Annotated in this window: 21 protein-coding genes; 7 read left to right on the top strand and 14 right to left on the bottom strand. The window is 69.2% G+C overall.

Annotation, left to right across the window (positions count from 1 at the left end):
- Positions 1-52 precede the first annotated feature (52 nt).
- A complete protein-coding gene (locus AVMA1855_RS11480) occupies positions 53-922 on the bottom strand; it encodes a LysR family transcriptional regulator (protein ID WP_284425797.1) in 870 nt (289 codons plus the stop codon).
- Between the two features lie 95 nt (positions 923-1,017).
- Between AVMA1855_RS11480 and AVMA1855_RS11475 the strand changes: the two genes are divergently transcribed.
- On the top strand, positions 1,018-1,944 hold the full coding sequence (locus AVMA1855_RS11475) for a DMT family transporter (RefSeq protein WP_502870313.1): 927 nt from the start codon (positions 1,018-1,020) through the stop codon (positions 1,942-1,944).
- A 191-nt stretch (positions 1,945-2,135) separates the two neighbouring features.
- Here AVMA1855_RS11475 and AVMA1855_RS11470 read toward each other — a convergent pair whose 3' ends face one another.
- The 5 genes from AVMA1855_RS11470 to AVMA1855_RS11450 form a co-directional block, all read right to left on the bottom strand.
- Positions 2,136-2,543 (bottom strand): GFA family protein, encoded by a 408-nt coding sequence (locus AVMA1855_RS11470; protein WP_284402811.1) that lies wholly within the window; start codon positions 2,541-2,543, stop codon positions 2,136-2,138.
- 36 nt (positions 2,544-2,579) lie between these two features.
- Positions 2,580-2,948 (bottom strand): VOC family protein, encoded by a 369-nt coding sequence (locus AVMA1855_RS11465; RefSeq protein WP_284425796.1) that lies wholly within the window; start codon positions 2,946-2,948, stop codon positions 2,580-2,582.
- A 164-nt stretch (positions 2,949-3,112) separates the two neighbouring features.
- Positions 3,113-3,568 carry a hypothetical protein gene (locus AVMA1855_RS11460; protein ID WP_284425795.1) on the bottom strand — a complete coding sequence of 152 codons (456 nt, stop codon included), beginning with the start codon at positions 3,566-3,568 and terminating at the stop codon, positions 3,113-3,115.
- A gap of 158 nt (positions 3,569-3,726) precedes the next feature.
- Positions 3,727-4,329, bottom strand: a complete 603-nt coding sequence (locus AVMA1855_RS11455; protein ID WP_272569259.1) for an isochorismatase family protein — start codon at positions 4,327-4,329, stop codon at positions 3,727-3,729.
- Between the two features lie 127 nt (positions 4,330-4,456).
- Entirely contained in the window at positions 4,457-5,563 is a 1,107-nt protein-coding gene (locus tag AVMA1855_RS11450; protein ID WP_284425794.1) for a PQQ-dependent sugar dehydrogenase, read from the bottom strand.
- Positions 5,564-5,822: 259 nt separating this feature from the next.
- On the opposite strand from AVMA1855_RS11450, the gene AVMA1855_RS11445 reads away from it, so the two are divergent.
- Positions 5,823-6,374: a C40 family peptidase gene (locus AVMA1855_RS11445; RefSeq protein ID WP_284404595.1), complete on the top strand. Its 552-nt coding sequence runs from the start codon at positions 5,823-5,825 to the stop codon at positions 6,372-6,374.
- Between the two features lie 50 nt (positions 6,375-6,424).
- Here AVMA1855_RS11445 and AVMA1855_RS11440 read toward each other — a convergent pair whose 3' ends face one another.
- Positions 6,425-6,808, bottom strand: a complete 384-nt coding sequence (locus tag AVMA1855_RS11440) for a hypothetical protein (protein WP_284425793.1) — start codon at positions 6,806-6,808, stop codon at positions 6,425-6,427.
- Between the two features lie 285 nt (positions 6,809-7,093).
- Here AVMA1855_RS11440 and AVMA1855_RS11435 point away from each other — a divergent pair, with 285 nt between their 5' ends.
- From AVMA1855_RS11435 to AVMA1855_RS11415, 5 genes are all read left to right on the top strand, one after another.
- Positions 7,094-7,345: a GlsB/YeaQ/YmgE family stress response membrane protein gene (locus AVMA1855_RS11435; protein WP_284425792.1), complete on the top strand. Its 252-nt coding sequence runs from the start codon at positions 7,094-7,096 to the stop codon at positions 7,343-7,345.
- A gap of 14 nt (positions 7,346-7,359) precedes the next feature.
- Positions 7,360-7,881 (top strand): hypothetical protein, encoded by a 522-nt coding sequence (locus AVMA1855_RS11430; RefSeq protein WP_284425791.1) that lies wholly within the window; start codon positions 7,360-7,362, stop codon positions 7,879-7,881.
- A 61-nt stretch (positions 7,882-7,942) separates the two neighbouring features.
- Positions 7,943-10,774: a DEAD/DEAH box helicase gene (locus tag AVMA1855_RS11425; protein ID WP_284425790.1), complete on the top strand. Its 2,832-nt coding sequence runs from the start codon at positions 7,943-7,945 to the stop codon at positions 10,772-10,774.
- A gap of 132 nt (positions 10,775-10,906) precedes the next feature.
- Positions 10,907-11,404 carry an EVE domain-containing protein gene (locus AVMA1855_RS11420; protein WP_284425789.1) on the top strand — a complete coding sequence of 166 codons (498 nt, stop codon included), beginning with the start codon at positions 10,907-10,909 and terminating at the stop codon, positions 11,402-11,404.
- A 121-nt stretch (positions 11,405-11,525) separates the two neighbouring features.
- Complete coding sequence (locus AVMA1855_RS11415) at positions 11,526-12,278, top strand: hypothetical protein (protein WP_284425788.1); 753 nt, start codon at positions 11,526-11,528, stop codon at positions 12,276-12,278.
- A gap of 50 nt (positions 12,279-12,328) precedes the next feature.
- Here the strand turns inward: AVMA1855_RS11415 and AVMA1855_RS11410 are convergent, their stop codons facing one another.
- The 7 genes from AVMA1855_RS11410 to AVMA1855_RS11380 all read right to left on the bottom strand — a co-directional run bounded on the left by AVMA1855_RS11410 (position 12,329) and on the right by AVMA1855_RS11380 (position 21,190).
- The gene (locus AVMA1855_RS11410; RefSeq protein ID WP_284425787.1) at positions 12,329-13,195 is read right to left on the bottom strand and encodes an alpha/beta hydrolase; all 867 of its coding nucleotides are present in this window, start codon (positions 13,193-13,195) and stop codon (positions 12,329-12,331) included.
- Positions 13,196-13,222: 27 nt separating this feature from the next.
- Entirely contained in the window at positions 13,223-13,438 is a 216-nt protein-coding gene (locus tag AVMA1855_RS11405) for a DUF3649 domain-containing protein (protein ID WP_284425786.1), read from the bottom strand.
- Between the two features lie 86 nt (positions 13,439-13,524).
- A complete protein-coding gene (locus AVMA1855_RS11400) occupies positions 13,525-15,174 on the bottom strand; it encodes a PepSY-associated TM helix domain-containing protein (RefSeq protein ID WP_284425785.1) in 1,650 nt (549 codons plus the stop codon).
- Between the two features lie 46 nt (positions 15,175-15,220).
- The gene (locus AVMA1855_RS11395) at positions 15,221-17,665 is read right to left on the bottom strand and encodes a TonB-dependent siderophore receptor (protein WP_284425784.1); all 2,445 of its coding nucleotides are present in this window, start codon (positions 17,663-17,665) and stop codon (positions 15,221-15,223) included.
- A gap of 161 nt (positions 17,666-17,826) precedes the next feature.
- On the bottom strand, positions 17,827-18,915 hold the full coding sequence (locus tag AVMA1855_RS11390; protein WP_284425783.1) for a FecR domain-containing protein: 1,089 nt from the start codon (positions 18,913-18,915) through the stop codon (positions 17,827-17,829).
- A gap of 75 nt (positions 18,916-18,990) precedes the next feature.
- Positions 18,991-19,569 carry a sigma-70 family RNA polymerase sigma factor gene (locus AVMA1855_RS11385; protein WP_284425782.1) on the bottom strand — a complete coding sequence of 193 codons (579 nt, stop codon included), beginning with the start codon at positions 19,567-19,569 and terminating at the stop codon, positions 18,991-18,993.
- A 154-nt stretch (positions 19,570-19,723) separates the two neighbouring features.
- Complete coding sequence (locus AVMA1855_RS11380; protein ID WP_284425781.1) at positions 19,724-21,190, bottom strand: short-chain fatty acyl-CoA regulator family protein; 1,467 nt, start codon at positions 21,188-21,190, stop codon at positions 19,724-19,726.
- Positions 21,191-21,277 lie beyond the last annotated feature (87 nt).

Here is a 21,277-nt window from a genome sequence, read left to right as displayed (position 1 = left end):
CAGCCTGGTGACGACACCCTTGCCAACACCGCACGCCATCCAGGCGCCGGGCCTATGGCCTGGCCAGCGTTTTCAGTAGCTGCTGTTGCATGGCGTCCACTGCCGCCGAGTGCCTGGATGCCTTGCTGCGCAGCGCGGCCACTTCCATGGAAATCAAGGGGGGCAGTTCGAATCCCGCGGGCAGGTTCTGCAATACCTGGAGATGGGCAGGCACGCTGCAGCGGGTAAAGACTGCGACGGCAAGGCCACTTTCCACCGCAGCCAGTTGTCCCGCCAGACTCGAGCTGTGGTAAACGACGCGGTAGGCCCGGCGATGGGCCGCGAGGCTGGACAGCGCAGCGGTCCTGGCCATGCTGCCTTCCTCGTAGACGGCAATGGGCAGCGGGGTCTTGCGCCACACCTCATGCTGCGCAGCGCCGGCCCAGACCAAGGGCTCCTGAAAGAGAAGCCGGCCCCGTTGCGGCTTGTCGCGGGACACGAGCGCCAGGTCCAATTCACCCCGCACGACCTTGGGAATGAGCGAAGTGGATTGCTCGCAGGTCAGCTCGATCTCCACCCCCAGGTAGCGGCCCGCAAAGCTGCGCAACACCGGCGTCAGGTAGGTCGATGCATAGTCATCGGGAACGCCGAGTCGCACGCGTCCGGACAAGTCCGGCCCGAAAAGCGCCGTCTGCGCCTCCGTCTGAAGGGCCAGCATGCGGCGCGCATAGCCCAGCAGCTCGGCGCCCGCCGGCGTCAACTGCAGGTGGCGAGGCCCGCGCAGCAGCACCGGCCGTTCCAGGGCGGCCTCCAGTTTCTTGATCTGCATGCTCACAGCCGCCTGGGAGCGGTGAACCAGGGGTGCTGCCGCCGAGAGCGAGCCCGCATCCACCACCGCCACAAAGGCGCGCAGCCAGTCGATTTGCAGATCGGGGTAACTCATTGAATGCTTTCGATGCTTATTGAATTCGATTGTCGAATATCAGGCTATCGAACTATTTGCTTTACGGCAATCCGCCGCGGCATGAGCATCGGGGCATGGACCACAAGCCTTCCGCCACGTTGCAACCATCGCGCCCCATTGAGGTCGGCGCTTGCGCCAAGCGGGAAGCGCAGGGCCAATGGCTGATGATCGCCGGGGGCGTGCTGCTGGGCACCGTCGGCGTGTTCGTCGAAGAGGCGAATCAACACCCTCTGGTGACCGTGCTGTTTCGCTGCGCATTCGGAGCGTTGGCGTTGCTGGCATGGGGCGTCGCCACGGGCCGAACGCGAGAACTTCGCCTGCGCGGTCGCAGCGGGTGGATCGTCTGCGCGACGGGCTGCCTGATGGTCGTGAACTGGGCGCTGTTCTTTGCCGCCATACCGCGCACGTCGATTGCCGTCGCGACGGTGGTCTTCCACATTCAGCCGGTGTGGATCATGGTGTTCGGTGCGCTGGTGCTGCGCGAGCATGTCACTGCCGCGCAGAAAGCCGCAACCGCCGTGGCATTGGGCGGTCTGGTCTTGACGACCGGCCTATGGGGCGGTGGCTCCTTAGCCGGCGCATCCGGGTCCGACTATCTGACGGGCCTGCTGATGTGTCTGGGAGGATCGCTCAGCTACGCCGGCGTGACGATCATCGCCAAGACAGAGAAGGTCGTCACCCCGTTCGCACTGGCGTGGTGGCAGTGCGCGGTGGGGATGCTGGTGCTGCTGTGGGTCCCATGGGCGCATGGTTGGCCCTCGGACGCCGCCGCATGGGCCTGGCTGGCAGGACTGGGCGTGCTGCATACCGGTCTGGCCTATGCCATTTTGTTCACGGGAATGGCCTGCCTGACTCTGGGCAGGGTTGCCGTGCTGCAGTACGTCTATCCATTGATGGCAGTGCTGCTGGACTGGGCGGTCTACGGCCGGATGCTGAGCGCGACCCAACTGTCAGGTGTCGGCCTGATGGCGCTGGCGCTCTTCGTCATCAAGACCCGATAGTGCGGCCACACGACTTGGAACGGAAGGCGCGCTGGCATGCCGCTCCAAGAATCCTCTCGCGGAGATGTCTCAGGGCCGACTTCCGCCGACACGCCCGTCAGAGGCCATTCACCAGGCTTTGCAGATGGAGGAACCCGGCAGCTTCTGCGAACCTGCAGGGTTGCAGTGGCACGGGCACCGCCCTGCCCGGCTCATGGCTGCCCGTCGAACGACTCCACACTGTCTGGCAGGCCCACCCAATCGTGACGACGCCGTGTCCAAATCTGGCGCTGCGGGGTGCCCAGTTCCTGCCGTTGCTTCAAAGTGCCGATCCGCAACGAGTAGGACTGCGGATTCTCGAGCGCACAGGCATACAGCGAACTCCCGCAGACTTCGCAAAACGCAAGCAGGCGCTGGTTGCCGCTGGCGGCCGTCTTGGTGTAGGTGCGGGGCTGCCCCTTGATCAGCCGGAAACCGTCTGCCGGCGCGGCGATGTTTGCCCGGAAGGCGGAGCCGGATTGGGCTTGGCAGTCCGCGCAGTGGCAGACCGTCGTGGTGCCGGGCTGTACCTGCGCTTCGTATTCGATGGCGCCGCAGTAGCAGCTTCCTTCAACCTTCATCGTTGGCTCCTTCGACCGTGGTGTTGGCATGCGCCTTCAATCCTGCGGTAGATGGCACACCGCTTCCACGTTGTGGCCATCGGGCGCGATGACGAAGGCGGCGTAGTAGTGCGGGTGGTAGTGCAGGCGCAGTCCTGGGGGGCCATTGTCCTGGCCCCCGGCTTCGATCGCCGCACGATGGAACGCGTCGACCTGGCGCCGGCTTTCCGCCGTGAACGCCAGGTGCAGCGGGCTCGGCCGGTCTTCGGCATCGTAGATCCAGAGCGAGGGTTTGCCGTTCTTGCCCAAACCCGCCCCGTGCGGCCCCTTCATGGCGACGGTGATCCCCAGGGGCGCCAGGGCGCGCAGGAAGAAGGACGCACTGGCCTCGCTGTCGCTGGCGCGGATACCGATGTGGTCGAACATAAGAACTCCCGTTCGGGGATGTCAGGGTGGAGGCCGGCCCTTACGGCCCCGTGTCCGCCAAGCCCGCCCATGTCGGTTGTAGCGGCTGGCTTGCCAATCTGCATTGCGGCAGATCAATTCACGCCGAGGCACAGGACCCGGCCGCCACAGCGGTCACCCTCGCATCAACGGATCTTGTACAGCACCGCCGCGCCGGGCCTGGGTTCGAAGGCCGGCACGGTGCGTTGTTTCAGGGGGTTGCCCTTGGCATCCCAGACCAGCGTCTCCACCGGGTACTCGTCCTTGCGGGTCATGGCGCCGATCTGCTGGACGATCACGGCCGAAGCCGCCGCCACTTCCGGGTTCCATGCGAACACACCGACCCTGCCGTAGAACACGGCCGGTGCGTCGGCATCGAGGCGACGGTCCGGGCACATCACCAGGCCGCGGTCCCGCATGACCCGCAATGCGCCGACGGGCACGGCCTTGACCGTGGGTGTGGTGCGCTCGGTGCTGTGGCCAGGGCAGACATTGGCTGAGCGGGTCACCATGTCTTCGGCCACTTGCCGGTCGGACTGCGCGAATGTAGTTAGGGTCGCACCAGACAGGGCGAGCAAAGCGAAAGCGGACTTCCAATGCATGGGGTGAAAACTCCTTATGGGGTAAAACTCCAAACCTTGCAGCAGCCCCGGAGGGGACGGCCGCCAAGGACGCGATCAGATCCTATCAACCCGGTCACCGGGCACTGCCCAGGGATGGGACAGGGGCAGGCTCGCCGGCCCGCTCCCCCACCCCAGGCTCACTTCACCAGCGCCAGCAAATCCTTGAAGGCCGGGTGTTCCGCCGTGCGCGCCCATTCGAAGATGACCATCTCCGTCGTGACCAGTTCGGCGCCCGCGCCGGCCAGGCGGTCGAAGGCGGCGTCGCGGTTGCGCTCGGTGCGCGAGCCGCAGGCGTCGGTCACCACGCACACGTCGAATTCGTCCTCCAGCAGGTCCAGCGCCGTCTGCAGCAGGCAAACGTGGGCCTCGCAGCCGGCGATGACGATGGCGCCGGGCTCTTCGGCCGTGGGCTGGGGTTTCTGCAGGTGCTTGGGCAGGCTGCGGGCGTTGCCGGCAGGGGGCTTGGGCTCGGGGCGCAGCCATTCGCCCAGGCCTTCCTCGGCGGCGCTGAAATGCATCTTGGCCAGGGTCTTGCGGCACAGCGCACGCAGCGCCGGGTCGTTGGGCCCCAGGCGCGATGGGTTTTGCTCGGTGCCCCAGACCGGCACCTCCATCAACTGGGCCGCCCGGGCCAGGCGCAGCGCGTTGGCCAGCACGGCCGGGCCTTCGAAAATGGCGGGCATCAGGCGTTCCTGGTAATCGACCAGGACGAGTTGGGATTCGGAGGCGTCGAGCAGCATGGGCGGGGTGCGCTGGGCAAAAGGTGAAAGATGCGGGGATTGTCGCAGCCGTGCTTGGCGCAGGTTCCTTGAGACAGTACGACGGGGGTGGACCGGCTCCAGGGTCGCCCGATCCGCACAGGGGTAGTCAGCGCGTCAGGCGCAGCAGCCGGCCCTGGGGGCCATCGGTCAGCAGGTACAGCCAGCCGTCCGGACCCTGGCGCACGTCGCGGATGCGTTCGGCCAGGCCGCCGAGCAGGTATTCGTCGCGCACCACCTTGCCGTTCGCCAGCTCCAGCCGGTGCAGGCGGCTGAACTTGAGCGAGCCGACGAACAGGCTGCCCCGCCAATCGGCGCCGTAGCGGTCGCTGGTCAGGAAGGCCATGCCCGAGGGCGCGATGGACGGCACCCAGTAGTGCAGCGGCGGCTCCATGCCCGCCTTGTGCGTCAGCCCTTCCCCGATCTTGCCGCCGCCATAGTTCTCGCCGTAGGTGACGACCGGCCAGCCGTAATTGCGGCCGGCCTGGGGCACGTTGATTTCATCGCCCCCTTGCGGGCCGTGTTCATTGATCCACAGCCGACCGTCCGGGGCGATGGTCGCGCCCTGCGGGTTGCGGTGGCCCCAGCTCCAGATTTCTGGCAGCGCGCCGGCCCCGGTCGGGTTGCCCGGGCCCGGCGAACCATCGGGCTGCACATGGATGATCTTGCCCAGGTGGCCGTCGAGCTTCTGGGCGTCTTCCTTGCGGGTGGAGCGCTCGCCCACGGCCAGAAAGATCGATCCGTCCCGGGCCTGCGCGATGCGGCAGCCGAAGTGCAGCGAGCTCTGCACCTTGGGCCGTTGGCTGAAGATCACGCGCACGTCGCTCAAGGCGGTTTCGCCAGGGGCCAGCACTGCGCTCGCCATGGCGGTGCTGTTGCCAGCCTCGCCCTGCGCCGCGGGCTCGGAGTAGCAAAAGAAGATGCGCCGGTTGCGTTCGAAGTCCGTGTCGGTGACCACATCGAGCAGGCCGCCCTGCCCGCCGAACACGACAGGCGGCAGGCCGGATATGGGCGGGTTGATGCGGCCATTGGCCTCCACCACCCGCAGGCGGCCCACACGCTCCGTCACCAGGAACCGCCCGCCCGGCAGGAACGCCACGGCCCAGGGATTGGACAGGTCCTGCGCCACCGTCACGGCGTTGGCCTGGTTTTTGGCCGCCTGGGGGGCGACCGGGATGGCAGTCTGGGCCCCCGCCGTTCCATGCGCGAGCGCCATGGCGGCGGTGCAGGATGTCAGCGCAACGCGCAGAAAACGATTTAAACGCACATATTTATCAAATTTCATGCGACGGAATTGGTGGATGAATGTAACGCCGTTATGCACTGTGCCTATGGGGCAGGCCCCCAATTTGCTTGGATCGCCTGTGCCAAAGCATGCCACGCCCGCTGATCCATAGTCAAAAGCCATGAAGCCTGAACCTTTGCGACATTTTTTGCCAAAAGATGCTCGGAGACGCGTGTTACCCTCGCGCCCCATGTCTCGATGGATTTGCCTATTGTTGCTGGCCTGCGCCAGCGCCCACGCCGCCCCCAACAATGCGCCCTCTGATGATCTGGACCGTCTTGTCCGCGAGAAGACCATGCTCTCGCAGCTGCAGGAAGCCCGGCACAACGTGCAGGACAAGGCCGGAGAAGTCGTCGCCACGGCCATGGGATTCCTCGGAGTACCCTACCGCCGGGGGGGCAACGACGTCGAAACCGGTTTTGATTGCAGCGGCTTCATCCGCACGATCTACGGCAAGGCGGCTGGCCTCGTGCTTCCGCGTCGCGCCGACCAGCAAGCGGCCGCCACCGAGAAGATCGAGAAAAAAGACCTTCAACCGGGCGACCTCGTCTTTTTCAACACCATGCGCCGCGCCTTCAGCCATGTCGGCATGTATGTGGGCGACGGCAAGTTCATCCACTCGCCCCGCAGCGGTGCGGAAGTCCGCGTGGAAGACATGGGCGCCTCCTACTGGCAGCGCCGCTTCAACGGCGCCCGCCGTGTGAGCACCGACGACACTGGCAAGGACGGCTCGGCCAACTGAGCGTTTCGGCACGTTGCACCGCTTGCGCATGGTGACTTCGCCTGAGGCCGTCAGGGCTTGATGACCGTCGTGGTTTCCGTGCTGCGAATGGGTTCGCCCACCACATTCACCGGACGGGCATCGGGATTGCGCAGCATTTCCTTGGCGGCAGCCATATCGGCTTGGTAGCGGGCCCGGGCCTGCGACTCGCACGACTTGCGCGCGCCGGCTTCACCCGCCCGGCATTCTTCCAAAGCCACCTTCAAACCACCGCCCGCCTCGCGGATCGCGGTCTGGTGGCGTTGCGCGGGCGTGGTGTCCGGCCGTGCACCGCGCTCCAGCGATGCCTGATCGCTCTGGGCAAGGGCTGTCGAGGGCAGCATGGCGCCCCCGGTGGCCGCGGCCAGCGCCAGCACGGTGGCGGACAAGACAGTGCGAGGGGATCGGATGAGCATGGCTTTCCTTTCTTTTCTTGTGGGAGAGCCATGACCTTATCTAGCCGGGAATTCGCCGAGCGCGGGATTCACGCGCGTCGGCTTGTCGGCCGACTCCCACAGCCGGCGCCCCAGGCTCCGCCGCACCGGCCTGCCGAGAATGCACTGTCTTGGTGCGCACCGCCCTCATCCGGTTCTTTGTGAGAACCTCCATTCCGGGCCGGCGGCACAGTGCGCCTCGTCCGACATGGCGCCTTGCGGGCCGCCGGGTAGATTCGCCCTATCTCAACCAGAAATTGCCTGCCCATGTTCTCCGTCCTCGGTGTTCTTCTCGTCGGTCTCGTGGTGGGCCTGCTCGCCCGCGCTCTCAAGCCGGGGGATGACAAGCTCGGCTGGATCATGACGGCGCTGCTCGGCGTGGCCGGGTCGTTCCTGGCCACCTACATCGGACTCGCCATGGGCTGGTACCAGGAGGGCGAGCCAGCCGGCTGGATCGCCTCCATCCTGGGCGCGATGCTGCTGCTGCTGGTGTACGGCTTCTTCAAGAGCAAGAACTGAAAGGCGGCCGCCCCGTGGCGAAACGCGTTCCCAGTGCCTCGGCTCTCGCCGGCAACGACCCCGATCTGCTGGCGGCCGTGCAGCGCAGCCGCCGCCTGCTACACCGGCGCGCACTGATGGCCGCCGCCGCGGGCACCGTGCCCATTCCGGGCCTCGATTGGGCGGTGGACGCGGCCTTGCTGTCCCGACTGGTGCCGCAGATCAATGCGGAGTTCGGCCTGACTCCCGAGCAGATCGACCGGCTCACGCCCCACAAGCGCGAGCAGGTGCAGAAAGCGGTCGGCCTCGTCGGGTCGGCCTTGATCGGCAAGTTCGTCACCCGCGAGCTGGTGATCCGGGCCACCCAGGCCGTGGGCATGCGACTCACGGCCAAGCAGGCGGCCAAATATGTGCCGCTGGCCGGCCAGGCCGTGGCGGCCGTGCTGGGCTACACCACGCTGCGCCTGCTCGGCGAGCAGCACCTGCGCGATTGCGTGGAAGTCGCCAAGGCGGCCCAACTCACCCTGCCGGCGCCACGGGCCGATTCGAAGCGCTGAATCCGCCACCCGGCGGCCCCCGCATTCGAACGCGGCCGCTCGCCCGGCACAATGGCCGCCCATGCCGCCGCGCCACCCCGCTGACTCCCCTCGCGCCAAGCGCCCTTCCGTTGCCTCGGCTGCGCGCGAGCACGCGATCGGCGCCTGGGTCTCAGCGCTGCAGCGCCAGGCCGATGCCGCCACACTCGCGCGGCTGCCCACCCTGTCCGATGCCGAGGCCGCGCAGGTCATGGCGCGCATGCGCGGCGATGCGCCCCGCGCCGCCGCCCCGTCCGCGCCGCCGGACCCGGCGGACGGCACCCTCGCCACGCCGGGCCGATTCCAGCCGCGCATCACGCTGCAGACGCTGGGCCGTGGCGACGGCCTGCTGGGCCTGCGGCCCCACGGGCCGATCGGACCGCGCGGCGATCAGGTCACGCTGGCCCGCATCGACTGGACCTACCGCACGCCGGATGGCGCCGCCTGGGAAATGCCCGCCCCCACCTCGGTGCTCAACAGCCGCCCGCCGGCCGTGCAGGAGCTGTACGACACCGGCGGCCCCGTGCTGCGCCTGCAGCGCGATGGGGCGGCCGAGGCGGATGCCATCGACCTCGTGCGCGACCTGGGCCTGCTGCCGGTGCCCGAAACGGCCTTGCAGTGGCGCGACCGTACGGGTGCTCCCTTGCTGGGCCCTGTCTGGACGCTGCCGCAGGAGGCGGCCTTCGGCGACTTCTGGGCCGAGCAGGTGCCGCGCCTGCAGACCCACGGCTGGGCCGTGTCGGTGCTGCCCGGCTTCGCGCACGAGAGCGTTCCCGTGCAGCGCTGGACGCTGCGCCTGGACCCCGACACCGGCGAGCTGCTGGGCAAGGATCTCGCCGGCCCGCTGGGCCCGCGCGAACGCCCGGTGCAAAAGCTGCATCTGCCCGAACGCGAAGGGGCCTGGCTGCTGAGCCTGGGCATCGAGGTGGACGGAGAGACGCTGGACTTGGCGCCCCTGCTGGCCGATCTGCTCCGGCGCGAGCCGCGCTGGCTGAACGCCGCGCAGATGGCCGCCATCGACGACCACGCCACCGTCTCGCTGCGCGCGCCCGGCGGGCGGCGCATCGATGCGCCGGCGGCGCCGCTCAAGGCCATCGTCGGCGCGATGGTGGACCTGCTCACCGATCCGCTGCGCAACGCCGGCCGGCAGCGCCAGGACGGCGACCCGCTGCGCCTGGGCCCCTGGGAGATGCGGCGCATCGAGGCCCTGCGCGCCGGCCTGGTGCAGGCGCACCGCGTGGGCACGGTCAGCGGCTGGGACAACGGCTGGCAGCTGCAGGGCGATGCCGGCCTGGCCCATCTGGCGCGGCGGCTGAAGGCCATCGGCACGCCTGCGCCCGTGGCCGCGCCGGCCGGGCTGCAGGTGCCGCTGCGGCCGTACCAGCTCGACGGCCTCGCATGGCTGCAATACCTGCGCGCCCAAGGGCTGGGCGGCATCCTGGCCGACGACATGGGCCTGGGGAAAACCGCGCAGGCGCTGGCCCATGTCCTCACCGAAAAGGAAGCGGACCGGCTGGCGCACCCTGCGCTGGTGGTGCTGCCCACCTCGCTCGTCTTCAACTGGCAAGCGGAGGCGCAGCGCATGGCCCCGGGCCTGCGCGTGCTCAGCCTGCACGGCGCGGACCGGCGCGAGCGCTTTGCCCGCATCGGCCAACATGACCTGGTGCTGACGACCTACCCGCTGGTGTGGCGCGACATCGACGTGCTGGCCGCGCAGCCGTGGCACCTGCTGATCCTGGACGAGGCGCAGATGGTCAAGAACGCCGGCAGCCGCAGTGCCCGCGCCCTGCGGCGCCTGAACGCGCCGCATCTGCTTTGCCTGACCGGCACGCCGCTGGAGAACCACCTGGGCGAGCTGTGGGCGCAGTTCGACTTCCTCATGCCCGGCTTTCTGGGCGATGCGCGCAGCTTCTCCCAGCGCTGGCGCAAGCCCATCGAGGAGAACGGCGAAACCCTGCGGGCCGAGGTGCTGGCCCGGCGCGTGCGCCCGTTCATCCTGCGCCGCCGCAAGCAGGACGTGGCCACCGAACTGCCGCCGCGCACCGACGTCGTGCTGCGGCTGCCGCTGCAGGGCCGCCAGCGCGAGCTGTACGAAGCGGTGCGTGCCGCCGCCGACAAGCAGGTGCGCCGCGTGCTGCAGCGCCAGAGCTTCGACGGCGCGCAGATCACCCTGCTGGATGCGCTGCTCAAGCTGCGGCAGGTGTGCTGCGATCCGCGCCTGGTCAAGGGCAGCGAGGCCGCCCGGGCGCAGCCCGCCACCATGGAGCGCGCCAAGCTCGAATGGCTGGCCGACGCGCTGCCCGCCCTGGTCGCGCAAGGGCGCCGCGTGCTGGTGTTCTCGCAGTTCACCGAAATGCTCGCCCTGGTGGCCGAAACGCTGGAGGCGCTCGCCCTGCCCTTCCTCGCGCTGACCGGAGACACACCGCCCCGCGCGCGCGGCGCCGTGGTGCGGCGCTTCCAGGACCGCGGCGATGCGGGCGCGCCGCCCGTCCTGCTGGCCAGCCTCAAGGCCGGCGGCGTGGGCCTGAACCTGACCGCCGCCGACACGGTGATCCACCTGGACCCCTGGTGGAACCCCGCCGTGGAGGAGCAGGCCACCGCCCGTGCCCACCGCATCGGGCAGGACCAGCCGGTGTTCGTCTACAAGATCGTGGTGGAAGGCAGCATCGAGGAACGCATGCTGGAACTGCAGGCCCGCAAGCAGGCGCTGGCGCAGGGGGTGCTGGGGCACGACGCCGCGGGTGCGGCCAAGTTCAGCGAGGCGGACCTGAACGCCCTGCTCGCCCCCTTGTCGGAACCCCAGGACAACCCACTGGCCATCCCGGCGCACGATGCGATCCGGTGGGGCGGCACGGGACCGGCGCGCATGCGGTGAATTCGCGAATAAGGGTGTTTTTGGCCCCATGCCCTAGTGAATCATGCCTTCATTGCTATTAAATAAATAGCAACGACCCTCTGACGGCAGGAAGGGCTCGATCCTTGCACCGCATCCCGCCAGAATGGCGCCATGACGACGACCCCGCCCCCCGAACCCCGCTACTGGCTCATGAAGTCCGAGCCGCAGGAATGCTCCATCGACGACGCCCTGGCCGCCCCGGATGCCACCGTGCCCTGGACCGGCGTGCGCAACTACCAGGCGCGCAACTTCATGCGCGACGGCATGCAGGTGGGCGACGGCGTGCTGTTCTATCACTCCAGCTGTCCGGAGCCGGGCATTGCCGGCCTGGCGCGCGTGGCCTCCGCCACGCGGCCGGACCCGACGCAGTTCGACCCCGAATCGCCCTACCACGACCCCAAATCCCGCCCGGACCAACCGCGGTGGCTGCTGCTGGACGTGCAGGCGCTGCGCAAGACCCGCCTGCTGCCCCTGGCCGAATTGCGCGCCCGGCCGGAGCTCGCCGGTCTGCAGGTGCTGCAAAAAGGCAGCCGCCTGTCCATCACGCCGGTCGATGCGGCGGACTGGAAGCGGGTCGTCGACGTGCTGGACGCGGCGCCGCCCGCCTGAGCCGCACCCTGCGAGGGCCCAACGGTGCCGCCCGGCTACGGGCGCAGCGCCTGGTGCCCGTGCCTATCATGGCCTGCCCTCCACTCTCCTTTCGCGGCGGCGCCAGCGCCCCGCGTCCGCCATGCGCAACATGCTCGACTTCAGTTCCTGGCACACCCTGCTCACCACCGCGTTGGGGCTGCTGCTGGCCTCGCTGCTCATGGTGGGCATCCGGCTCGTGTTCATGCAGACCATCCAGCGCCGCCAACAACGCGAAAACCGGCAGATCAACGAGCGGCTCAAGACCCTGATCGCCGCCTACAAGACCTTGGGCGGCTCGTTCACCGGGCAGTTGCAGGTGAGCCCGGCGCACATGCGCGACCTGCGCCGGCCGGCTGCCAACCCAATGTCATCGCTGGCTTCTGCAGAAGGCGATCCGGCCACCGGAGAAGAGGCGCTGGCACCGCTGACCAGCACCCAGCGCCAACGCCGCGTGCGCGACGCGGTGGAGGCCGCGCTGTCCGACGTGATCCTGCTGGGCACCGAAGAGCAGGTGCAGCTTGCCGCCCAGGCCGCGCAGGACATGGTGGCCGGCCGCAGCATCGAAACGGCGCAGCTGGTGGTGTCGCTGCGGCAGTTCATTCGGGCGGCGCTGGACCTGGAGCCGATTGCACAGCACCTGCCGATTCCCGTGCAGGGGCCGCTGCGGCCCGGAGGAAGCGGTGGCGCGGGCGCCCGGCGCGCCAATGCCGATGGCGGTGTGCGAGGCAGTGGGGGCGGCGCCGGCGTTGATATGGGGGCCGGAGGGAGCGGGATGGGAGTGGCAACCCACCCGCCCGGTGGTGACCCGGCCGACAACGAAGGACCCGCCACGTCGGCCGCTAGCGGGCGCTGAGGGGCTCGCCCACCCTTCACACCCGAGTCCGCCCGGCACGGCGTACCGCCTCAGTCGCTGTCGCGCAGGTGTTTCGCGAGGAACGCCGAAATCCGCGCCTCGTAGGCCGGCGGATCGAACGCATGCAGATCGACATGCGCCGCACCATCGACCACCCACAACGCCTTCGGGTCGTCGGCCGCGGCGTAGATGCGCCGGGTTTCCGCCAGGGGGGTGTGGCGGTCTTCCGATCCGGCCGCGATCAGCAGCGGCACGTGCAGCGACGGCAGGTCGGCGATGGGCCGCAGCTGATCCGCGGAAACGCCCAGCCGCACGGGAAGCTGCCACAGCAGCAGCGGCGTGAGCCACCGGCCCGCCGGCCCCAGGTACATCGCCAGGCGGTCGGAGACCGCGTCTTCGATCGTGGGGAACATCGACTCCAGCACGACGGCCTCCAGGGACACGTCAGGGAGGGACAGCACGAGCGACGCCGCCCCGAGCGATGCGCCGATCACGCCGATCTTCTCGTCGGGCAGCGCGTCGGACAGGTAGTCCAGGGCCGCCGCCACGCCTTGCGATTCGTTCCAGCCGAAGGTCACCCGGTCCCCGGCGCTCTCGCCATGGGCGGGCAGATCGATGAGCAGCACCGAATAGCCCAGGCGATGGAGAAACCGGGCCCGGCCCAGCATCTGCCGCCGGTCCGCACCGATGCCATGCAAAAGCAGCACCGCCCCGGCCCCGGCATCGCCACGGACCAGCCAGCCCGCAAGGGACTGGCCCGTGACGGTATCGAACCGCACCGGGCTCGCGGGCAGATCGCCCGGGGCCGCGCCCACGGGCCGGTGGTGCGGCTGGCTCAGGACTTCGCCCGCACCGAGCAAAACCGCGAGGCACAAAAAAGCGGCAGCGAGTGCCGCGAGGATTCTTCGAGGTTTCATGGGCAGCGATGCTAGCGGCCCATGGGGTCACCGCCACCACCACAGCAGGCCAACACAGGGCGCTGCCGCCACGCCCAGGCCCAGCCAGGCCCGCGTCGCGCTGCGCGCGCAGAACACCCATAGCGCGATGGCCGCGTACACCACGAAGCTGAGCAACGTCGCCAGCAACACGCCATCCGCTCGGCTCCCTCCCCACAGGCGCGGCGCGGCCAGCGCCAGCACGGCGGCAAGCAGGGACGCCACGGCGTACCCCCCCGCGCACGCGGCCAGCACCCGGCTGGCAACGCCGAGCCGGCTGGCTGAACGCGTCGCTGGCCGAAGGGGGCGGCTCATCCCTGCACCCCGCCGCGCGGCGCAGGGCGCCGGGGCACGCCTGGCACCGCCTTGCGCGCGCCGTGCCAGCCCTGCCCGGTGCGGTACGCGGCCCACGCCAGCGCCGCGCCGAAGGCCAGCGCGGCGAGCTCCACGCCGGCGCGCTGCCCATCGCCCGCCAGGGCGTAGCGGCCCAGGTGCTGGCCGGTGGTCCAGGCGTTCAGCGCGGGCAGCGCCACGCACAGCGCCGCCGCCGCGCCCAGTTGCTCCACCCAGGCCCGGCGCGGCGGGCGCAGCGCGGCGTGCAGCAGCGTGGCCAGCCAGACCGCCAGGAAGGCCCGGATCTCCCACAGCGCGCGGCCGGGCAGTTCGGCGGGCAGCAGGCGGTTGGCATGGAGGTAGCCGATGCAGGCCACCCCGATGCCTGCCACGGCCGCGACGTTCAGGGCCTCGATGGCGCGGTAGACGCCGGCCGTGGCACGGCCGAACTCGTTGCCGCAGGCGCGATGCCGCTTCACGCTGAACAGCACGGTGCCGGTGGCCACCATCACGGTGCCGAGCAGACCGCTGGCGAAGTACAGCCACTTCATCGGCCAGCCACCGAAGCGGGCGAAGTGCAGCGACTCCATCACGGCGTGCACCTGCTCCGAAGCGAAGGCGACGTCGGGGTCCGGCCGGCGCACCTGCAGCACGGTGCCGATCACGCCGTCGAACACCGCGGTGGCCACCAGGTTCAGCAAGGCGCGGCGCTGGCCTGCGCCCGGCTCGGCTTCGCGGGGGCCGAGCACGCGCACCGTGGCATTCGCATCGCCCGGTGCCTCGATCACCACCATGCGCGGTGGCTGGCCCGTCAGGTCGCGGGCCCTTTGCAGCAGCGGTGCCAGATCGTGCAAGGCCGCGGGCCGGCCCGTGCGGGGGCGGCGCAGCGCTTCGCCCTCGCCGTGGTGCAACTCGGCCTGGAACCGGGCATAGGCCGTCTCGCCGCTGCCGTAGGCCGCCTGCAGGGGCCAGGGCATGTACGAGGTGTAGAAGATCGCCAGCCCGGTGTAGACGATCATGAACAGGAAGGGCAGCGTCAGCACGGCGGTGGCGTTGTGGGCGTCCATCCACGAGCGCTGGCCCTTGCCCGGCCGGAGCGTGAAGAAATCCTGAAAGATGCGCCGGTGCACGACCACGCCGGACACCAGCGCCACCAGCATGGCCATCGACACCCAGCCGACCACCCAGAAGCCGAGCGCGTTCCATTGCAGCATGTAGTGAAATGACATGAAGTGGCGCCCGCCTTCGGTCGCCCGCCCCCAGGGCAAGGGCAGCACGGCGCCGGTCACCGGGTGCAGCGCGGCCATCTGGTTGGCGCGGCCATCGCGCCACGCCAGCAGCAGGGCATCGCCCGGGGCCTGGGGCAGCTCGATGCGCCAAAAGCGCGCGCCGGGTGCCTGCGCGGCCAGGTGCCGCACGGCCTGGGCCAGAGCGTGCGGCACGGCCCCCTGTGTGCCGGCCCCGGCGTCCGCAAGCACGGGCCGGGCCTCCATCCAGCGGGTGATCGGCTCCCGGAACACGCTGAGCGTGCCCGTGAGGAAGATGGCGCACAGCAGCCATCCGCAGACAAGGCCGCACCAGGTGTGCAGCCACGACATGGACTGGCGGAAGTTGCCGTTGCCTTTCATGCGGGCCCCATCCCTGGCCGTTCGCTGCGCGATCGACTGCGCACGGTCAGAACGCGCCGCGCAGGGTCAGCATCACGTTGCGCGGGTCGCCGTAGTAGCTGCCGTTGACCAGCGCGGTGACCGAGCTGTAGTAGCGCTTGTCGAAGACGTTGTTCACGTTCAGTGCCGCGGTCCAGTGGCGGTTGATCTGGTACTTGACCAGCGCATTCCACACCGCCCGCCCGCCGTTGGTGACGCGCACGGCGCCGATCTGGCGGTAGCTGCCGCTTTGCGCGTTGACGCCGCCCCCGAGGGTGATGGCGTTCCACTCGCCCGGCAGCTGGTAGGTGCTCCACAGGCGAAACAGGTGCTTGGGCGTGTAGCTGTTGAAGGACAGGCCCTGGCTGCTCACGTCCTTGAGGTACTTGGTCTGGTTGAAGGTGTAGCCGGCGAACAGGTTCCAGTGGCGCGCGACTTCGCCGCTGACCTCGGCATCCAGGCCCTGGCTGCGCACCTCGCCCGTGTCGGTGTAGCAGTAGTAGTCGCTGCGGCAGGTGGGGCTGGTGCTGAAGTCTTCCTGCGCGCGGTTCTTCTGGTCCACGCGGAACAGGGCGAACGAGGCATTCACCTTGCCGTCCATCAGCTCGCCTTTGAGGCCCGCTTCGTAATTGGCGCCCACCATGGGCTTGAGCAACTGGCCCGCCTCGTTCAGCTCGGACTGCGGCTTGAAGATGTCGGCATAGCTCACGTAGGCGGACCATTGCGGGTCGAGCGCGTAGATCAGCCCGGCATAGGGGTTGACCTTGGCGTTCTCGCGGCTGTGGGTGGCCGAGGTGGACGGCGCCGCGCCGGTGGTGACGGTGTCCCAGTCGGTGCGGAACCAGCTGACGCGCGCGCCGACCACCAGCTTGAGCGGGTCGGTCAGTTGCAGGCGCACCGCGTTGTAGAAGCCCAGTTGCCGGGCCTTGCCCTGCCGCGCCTCGCGGGTGCCGGTGTAGATCTCGGCGTCCGTGGGTTCGCGGAAGTCGGGGTTGTAGCTGTTCAGGCCGAAGATGTTGTAGTTGGTCCGAAAGCCGTAGATGGTGTCGTTCGTGGTGTGCGTGTAGTTGACCCCGCTCACCAGTTCGTGCCGCCGGCCGAAGGCGTCGAATTTTCCGGTCAGGTTCGCGTCGATGCCCGAGGTCTCGATGTCGGCGATGGACCGGGCCACGATGTTGGCGCTCTGCATCAGCGCCGGGTTGACCGCCCGGTTGACCCCGGCGTACTTCAGGTCGTGCTCCTCCTTGAGGTGCATCGCCGTGAACTGCAGCTTCCAGTCGTCGTTGAACTGGTGCGCCGCATCGAAGTACAGCCCGCGGTTGGACGACTCCTGCCGGTTCCAGGTGGCGCCCAGGTAGGTAGAGCGGGGCAGGTTCAGGTCGCCGCCGGTGGCGTAGCGCGGCAGCCCGTTCATGGAGGGGCGGCCCCGCGTTTCTTCGGAGCTGGCCCCGAAGTTGATGCGCGTGGCGGCCGAGACGTCGTATTCCAGCGTGCCGTACACGGTCGGGCTGCGGCGGTTCACGTAGTCCATGAACGAGTGGTGGTCTTCGTAGTCGATCAGCGCGCGGCCGCGCAGCGTGCCCTCTTCGTTCAGGACGCGGCTGGCGTCCAACTGCGCGCCGTAGCGGTCCCACGAGCCCACGCGGGCCTCCACGGTGGTGACGTTGGTGCCGAGAGGACGCTTGCGCACCAGGTTGACCGCCCCGCCGGGGCTGCCTTCGCCCTGCAGCAGGCCGGCAGCGCCGCGCAGGACCTCGGCCCGGTCGATGATCGCCATGCTGGACGAATAGTTGCTCGCCCGCCCGTACATGCCGCGGTTGAGTGGAACCCCGTCGTACTGCACCGTGGTCAGGTCGTAGCCGCGCGAATAGATGTATTTGCCGCCCTGCGGGCTTTGCGCCAGCGTGATGCCGGTGGTGCTGGCGAGCGCGTCGTAGACCGAGGTAATGTTCTGCTCGTCCATCAGCTGGCGCGTGACGACGCTGATCGACTGGGGAATGTCCTTGAGCGCCTGGGCGCCCTTGCCCACCGTGATGGCGCGCGTGGTGTACGAGCCCGTGTGCTCGGTCGCCACCGGGCGCTCGGCCTGGGCCGATACCGTCACGGGTGCGAGCGTGGCCGTGCCTGCGCCTTGCGGCACGCGGCGCACGACCACCGAGGTGCCTTCGATCTCCGCGAACAGCCCGCTGCCCGCCAGCAGGCGGTTGAGGGCCTCGCGGGCGGTGAGGCGCCCTTGCACGGCCGGCGCCACCTTGCCCTCCACCAGTGCGGGTTGCACCATCAGCTCCAGGCGCGCCTGCCGCGCCAGCGCATCCAGGGCCTGGGCCAGGGGCTGGGCCGCGATGCGGATGTCCACCGGCACGGATGCCGCAGCCTGCGCACCGGCCCCGGACTGGGCATGGGTGGGCAAGGTGCCCAGCGCCAGGGCGGCCGCCACGGCCAACGGGGCAGGATGGAAACGAAAACGGGACATGCGGACGATCTCCGGAAGGTTGGGAATAAGAAGCCTTCTCAGGTAGACGCATGGCTTGGCAAAACCCCAACCTGGGTTTTGCGCTTTTTTTAGAAAGGCGATTCAGTGGCTTGGCCCCGGGGTCGGACCGCACGTGCGCGCACGCCTGGCGCAAGGCCGGCTCAGTGCGCCGCGACGATTTCGGTGTGCGGCGCCTCGCCCTGCAGGCGCACCGGCAGCACCTTGGGTAGCGCCTGCCGGAAGTTGTCCAGGCGGCGCGGGTCGAAGGTGCCGGTCATGCGCAGTGCGCCCACGGCCGCATCGCGCACCACGAGGCCGGTCGGCCCGTAGCGCTCGAACTCCGCCAGAGCCTGCGCCAGCGGCACATCGTCGAAGGTGATGCGCCCGTCGCGCCAGGGGGCGACGCCGGCCGTCGCCACCGGGCCGACCGGCGCCATGCGGCCCTCGGCATCGGCCGCCACCTGCTGCCCGGCGGTGAGCACCACCGCGGCCGTACCAGGCTGCCCGGGTGGGCTCACGGCGCCGCCGGCCGCCGCCACGCGCACCCGTCCCTCCTCCACGGCCACGCGCACGCCGTTGTCGCCGGGCACGCTGGCGGTGTGGCGCACGGAAAAACGCGTGCCCACCACCGTCACCTTCACGGCACCGGCGAGGACATCGAACGGCCGGGCCGCATCGCCCTGCACCTGGAACACGGCTTGCCCCTCGGGCAGGCGCACCTCGCGCCGCTGGCGGTACAGCGCCACCTCCACCCGCGTGGCGGTATCGAGCCGCAGGCGGCTGCCGTCGGGCAGTTGCACGTCCAGCTGCTGGCCGCGTTCCGTCGAGAAGTTCTGCACGAAAACCGGCTGCTGCTGCCAGTGGTCCCAGGCCAGGTAGCTGCCGCCCCCGGCCATCAGCAAGACCACCGCCGCCACGGCGGCCTGCGGCACCAGGGCCGACCAACCCTGCAGCCACGCCCTGCGCCCGGTGGGCGCCAGCGCGGGTTTGCGGTCCGCCTGGGCCTGCTCGGCCGCCAGTTGCCGCCGCAGTTGCGCCACGCCGGCCGCAGGCAGCTGGTCCAGCCGTTGCCAGTCGGCCTGCCAGCGGGCGAATGCCGCCTGTCGGCTGGGGTGCCCGGCCAGCCAGGCCTGGAATTCGGCGTTCTGCTCGGCGCCCTGTTCCCGGTCCAGACGGGCGAACCACGCCAGCGCCTCGGTATCGAGGTCGCTGGACGAGGGGGCCGCGCGGTGGGGATCGGTCATGGACATTTCAAAAGGGTACCTGGCAGTAGACGCACGGCGCAGCGCCATCCCAACCTTGCGGACCCAGGAATGGGCAGCGCGTCATCGCGGGCTTTCCTTTGGCGTGGGCTGTGCCGATGTGCGGGGCGTGCCTCCCAGCCGGTCCTGGCAGTCGCGGCAGGCCTGCATGCCCCGCTGGATGTGGCGCTCCACCATCGTCACCGAGATGCCCATGCGGCGCGCGATGTCCGCCTGGGCAAGGCCATCGAACTTGTGCAGGATGAAGGCCTCGCGGAAGCGCAGCGGCAGTTCGCCGATGGCAGCCAGCAAAGCGTTCACGGTCTGGGAGGACATGGCCGCCACCTCGGGCTCGCAGGCCCGTGGACCGGCCAAGGCCTGCGCGGCCTGCTCGAAGCCATCGTCTCCGTCCAGCGGGGCATGCTGGCCGCGCACCGCGTCGCGGCGGTACTGGTCGATGACGAGGTTGCGCGCAGTGCGGTACAGAAACGCCCGTGGCTCCGAGATGTTCTCGCCCGACCGCTGCACTGCCAGTACCCGCGCATAGCTTTCCTGCGCCAGGTCGGCCGCCATCTCGCGATCCTGGACGGACCCCTGCAGGAACCTCAGCAACTCTCGGTAATAGCGCGCGAACACGGAAATCTGAACCAGGGAATGGGCCATGCCCATCGACATGGCCAGACCCCGCGAACGCAGGATCGATGGCGCAAAAGGCAAGTGAAGGCCGCAGTATAGGAGATGCAGTGAATGAGATTCACTTCGAACTGCATGCGCCATGTTCGCCGATGCGCTCATCGGCCCGTGCCACGGTGCGCGGCTACCCACGGCCCGCCCTGTCCCCGGCCGGGTACGGGGTGAAGCGGCTTTCGTTCTCGCTCACATCCAGCGGCCGGCCCAGGAATGGAAAGGCCCGTTGCGGACAGCCGATGCGTTCGCACACCTTGCAGCCCATTCCAATGGGCGTGGCGATCTCGGGATCGTCCAGGTCCATGCCGCGCGAATAGACCAGCCGGGGCGCATGGCGGATGTCGCAGCCCAGTGCCACCGCGAAGGTCTTGCTCGGCGCGCCGAAGCCGCCCTGGCCCGTGGAGACCGTCCGGGCGATCCAGAGGTAGCTGCGCCCGTCCGGCATGCGCGCCAGTTGCGGCAGGATCTTGCCGGGCTGCGAAAACGCCTCGTACACGTTCCACAGCGGACAGGTGCCACCCGTCTTGGAGAAATGGAAATGGGTGGCGGACTGGCGCTTGGAGATGTTGCCGGCCCGGTCCACGCGGATGAAGAAGAACGGCACGCCCGGCGCACCGGGCCGCTGCAGCGTGCTGAGCCGGTGGCAGATGGTCTCGAAGCCGACGCCGAAGCGCCGCGCCAGCCGGTCGATGTCGTAGCGCGCGGTTTCGGCGGCCTGCAGGAACACGGCGTAGGGCAGCAGCAAGGCCCCCGCGAAGTAGTTGGCAAGGCCGATGCGCGCGAGTGAGCGCGCCTGCGGGTCGTGCCGGAATTCCGGCAGGTCCACCAGCGCATCGAGCAGCGTTGACTGCGCCAGCAGCGCCCACTGCGTGCCCAGTTGGAACGCGAGTTGGCCGGGGTCGAGCGACGGGGACAGCCGCAGCACCTTGCTGCCCGGGTCGTAGCTACGCAGGTGCGTGCCCATGTCGTCCTGCGAGGGTACGGTGCGCACACCGTGCTGCTGTTGCAGGCGCCGCGCCAGCCAGTCGGACAGCAGACCGCCCTCGGCCTGCGCTTCGGCGGCCAGTTGCTCGGCGGCGCGGTCGATGGAATCCAGGTAGTTCTGGTGCGAAAGGAAGAAGTCACGCACGCGCTCGAAGGCCATGGGCTGCACGGGTGCAAGGGGGGCCTGGCCATTGTCCGGCCCCCCTTCTTCCCCCCGGCCATCGCCCAGGCGCACGGCGAGTGCCTCCAGTCGCTGCGTGGCTTCGAGGTGGCGCCGGTGCAGCGCCAGCAGCGCGCGGCCCACGGCCGGCATCTGCGAGGCGATCTCCCGCAGCTCCGGCAGCGCGACAGACTCACCCCCGGGGTTGTCCGCCAGCGCCTCCTGCAGGCCCGCCACCATGCGCGCCTCTTCGTCTTCGGAGAACTGCTGCACGTCTACCCCGAGCGTGCGGCTGACCTTGAGCAACACGGCCACGGTGAGCGGCCGCTGGTTCTGTTCCAGCTGGTTCAGGTAGCTGGGCGACAGGCTCAGCGCCTGCGCCATGGCGATCTGCGACAGGCCACGCTCGGCGCGCAGCTTGCGCAGGCGCACCCCCATGAAGGTTTTCTTCATCGTGTCGCCCGCCACCCAGAAGAAAAATTCGCAGAATTTGCAAACCGGCTGTTTTTCATTCGCAAAGCTTCGCCTTTTCAGTGCTTT

Origin of the sequence: Acidovorax sp. SUPP1855 (assembly GCF_030158955.1) — a bacterium.
In the GTDB taxonomy this organism is placed as follows: Bacteria; Pseudomonadota; Gammaproteobacteria; order Burkholderiales; family Burkholderiaceae_C; genus Paracidovorax.
Note: the sequence above shows the minus strand (reverse complement) of the source record. Positions and strands in the feature narration are given on the sequence as shown.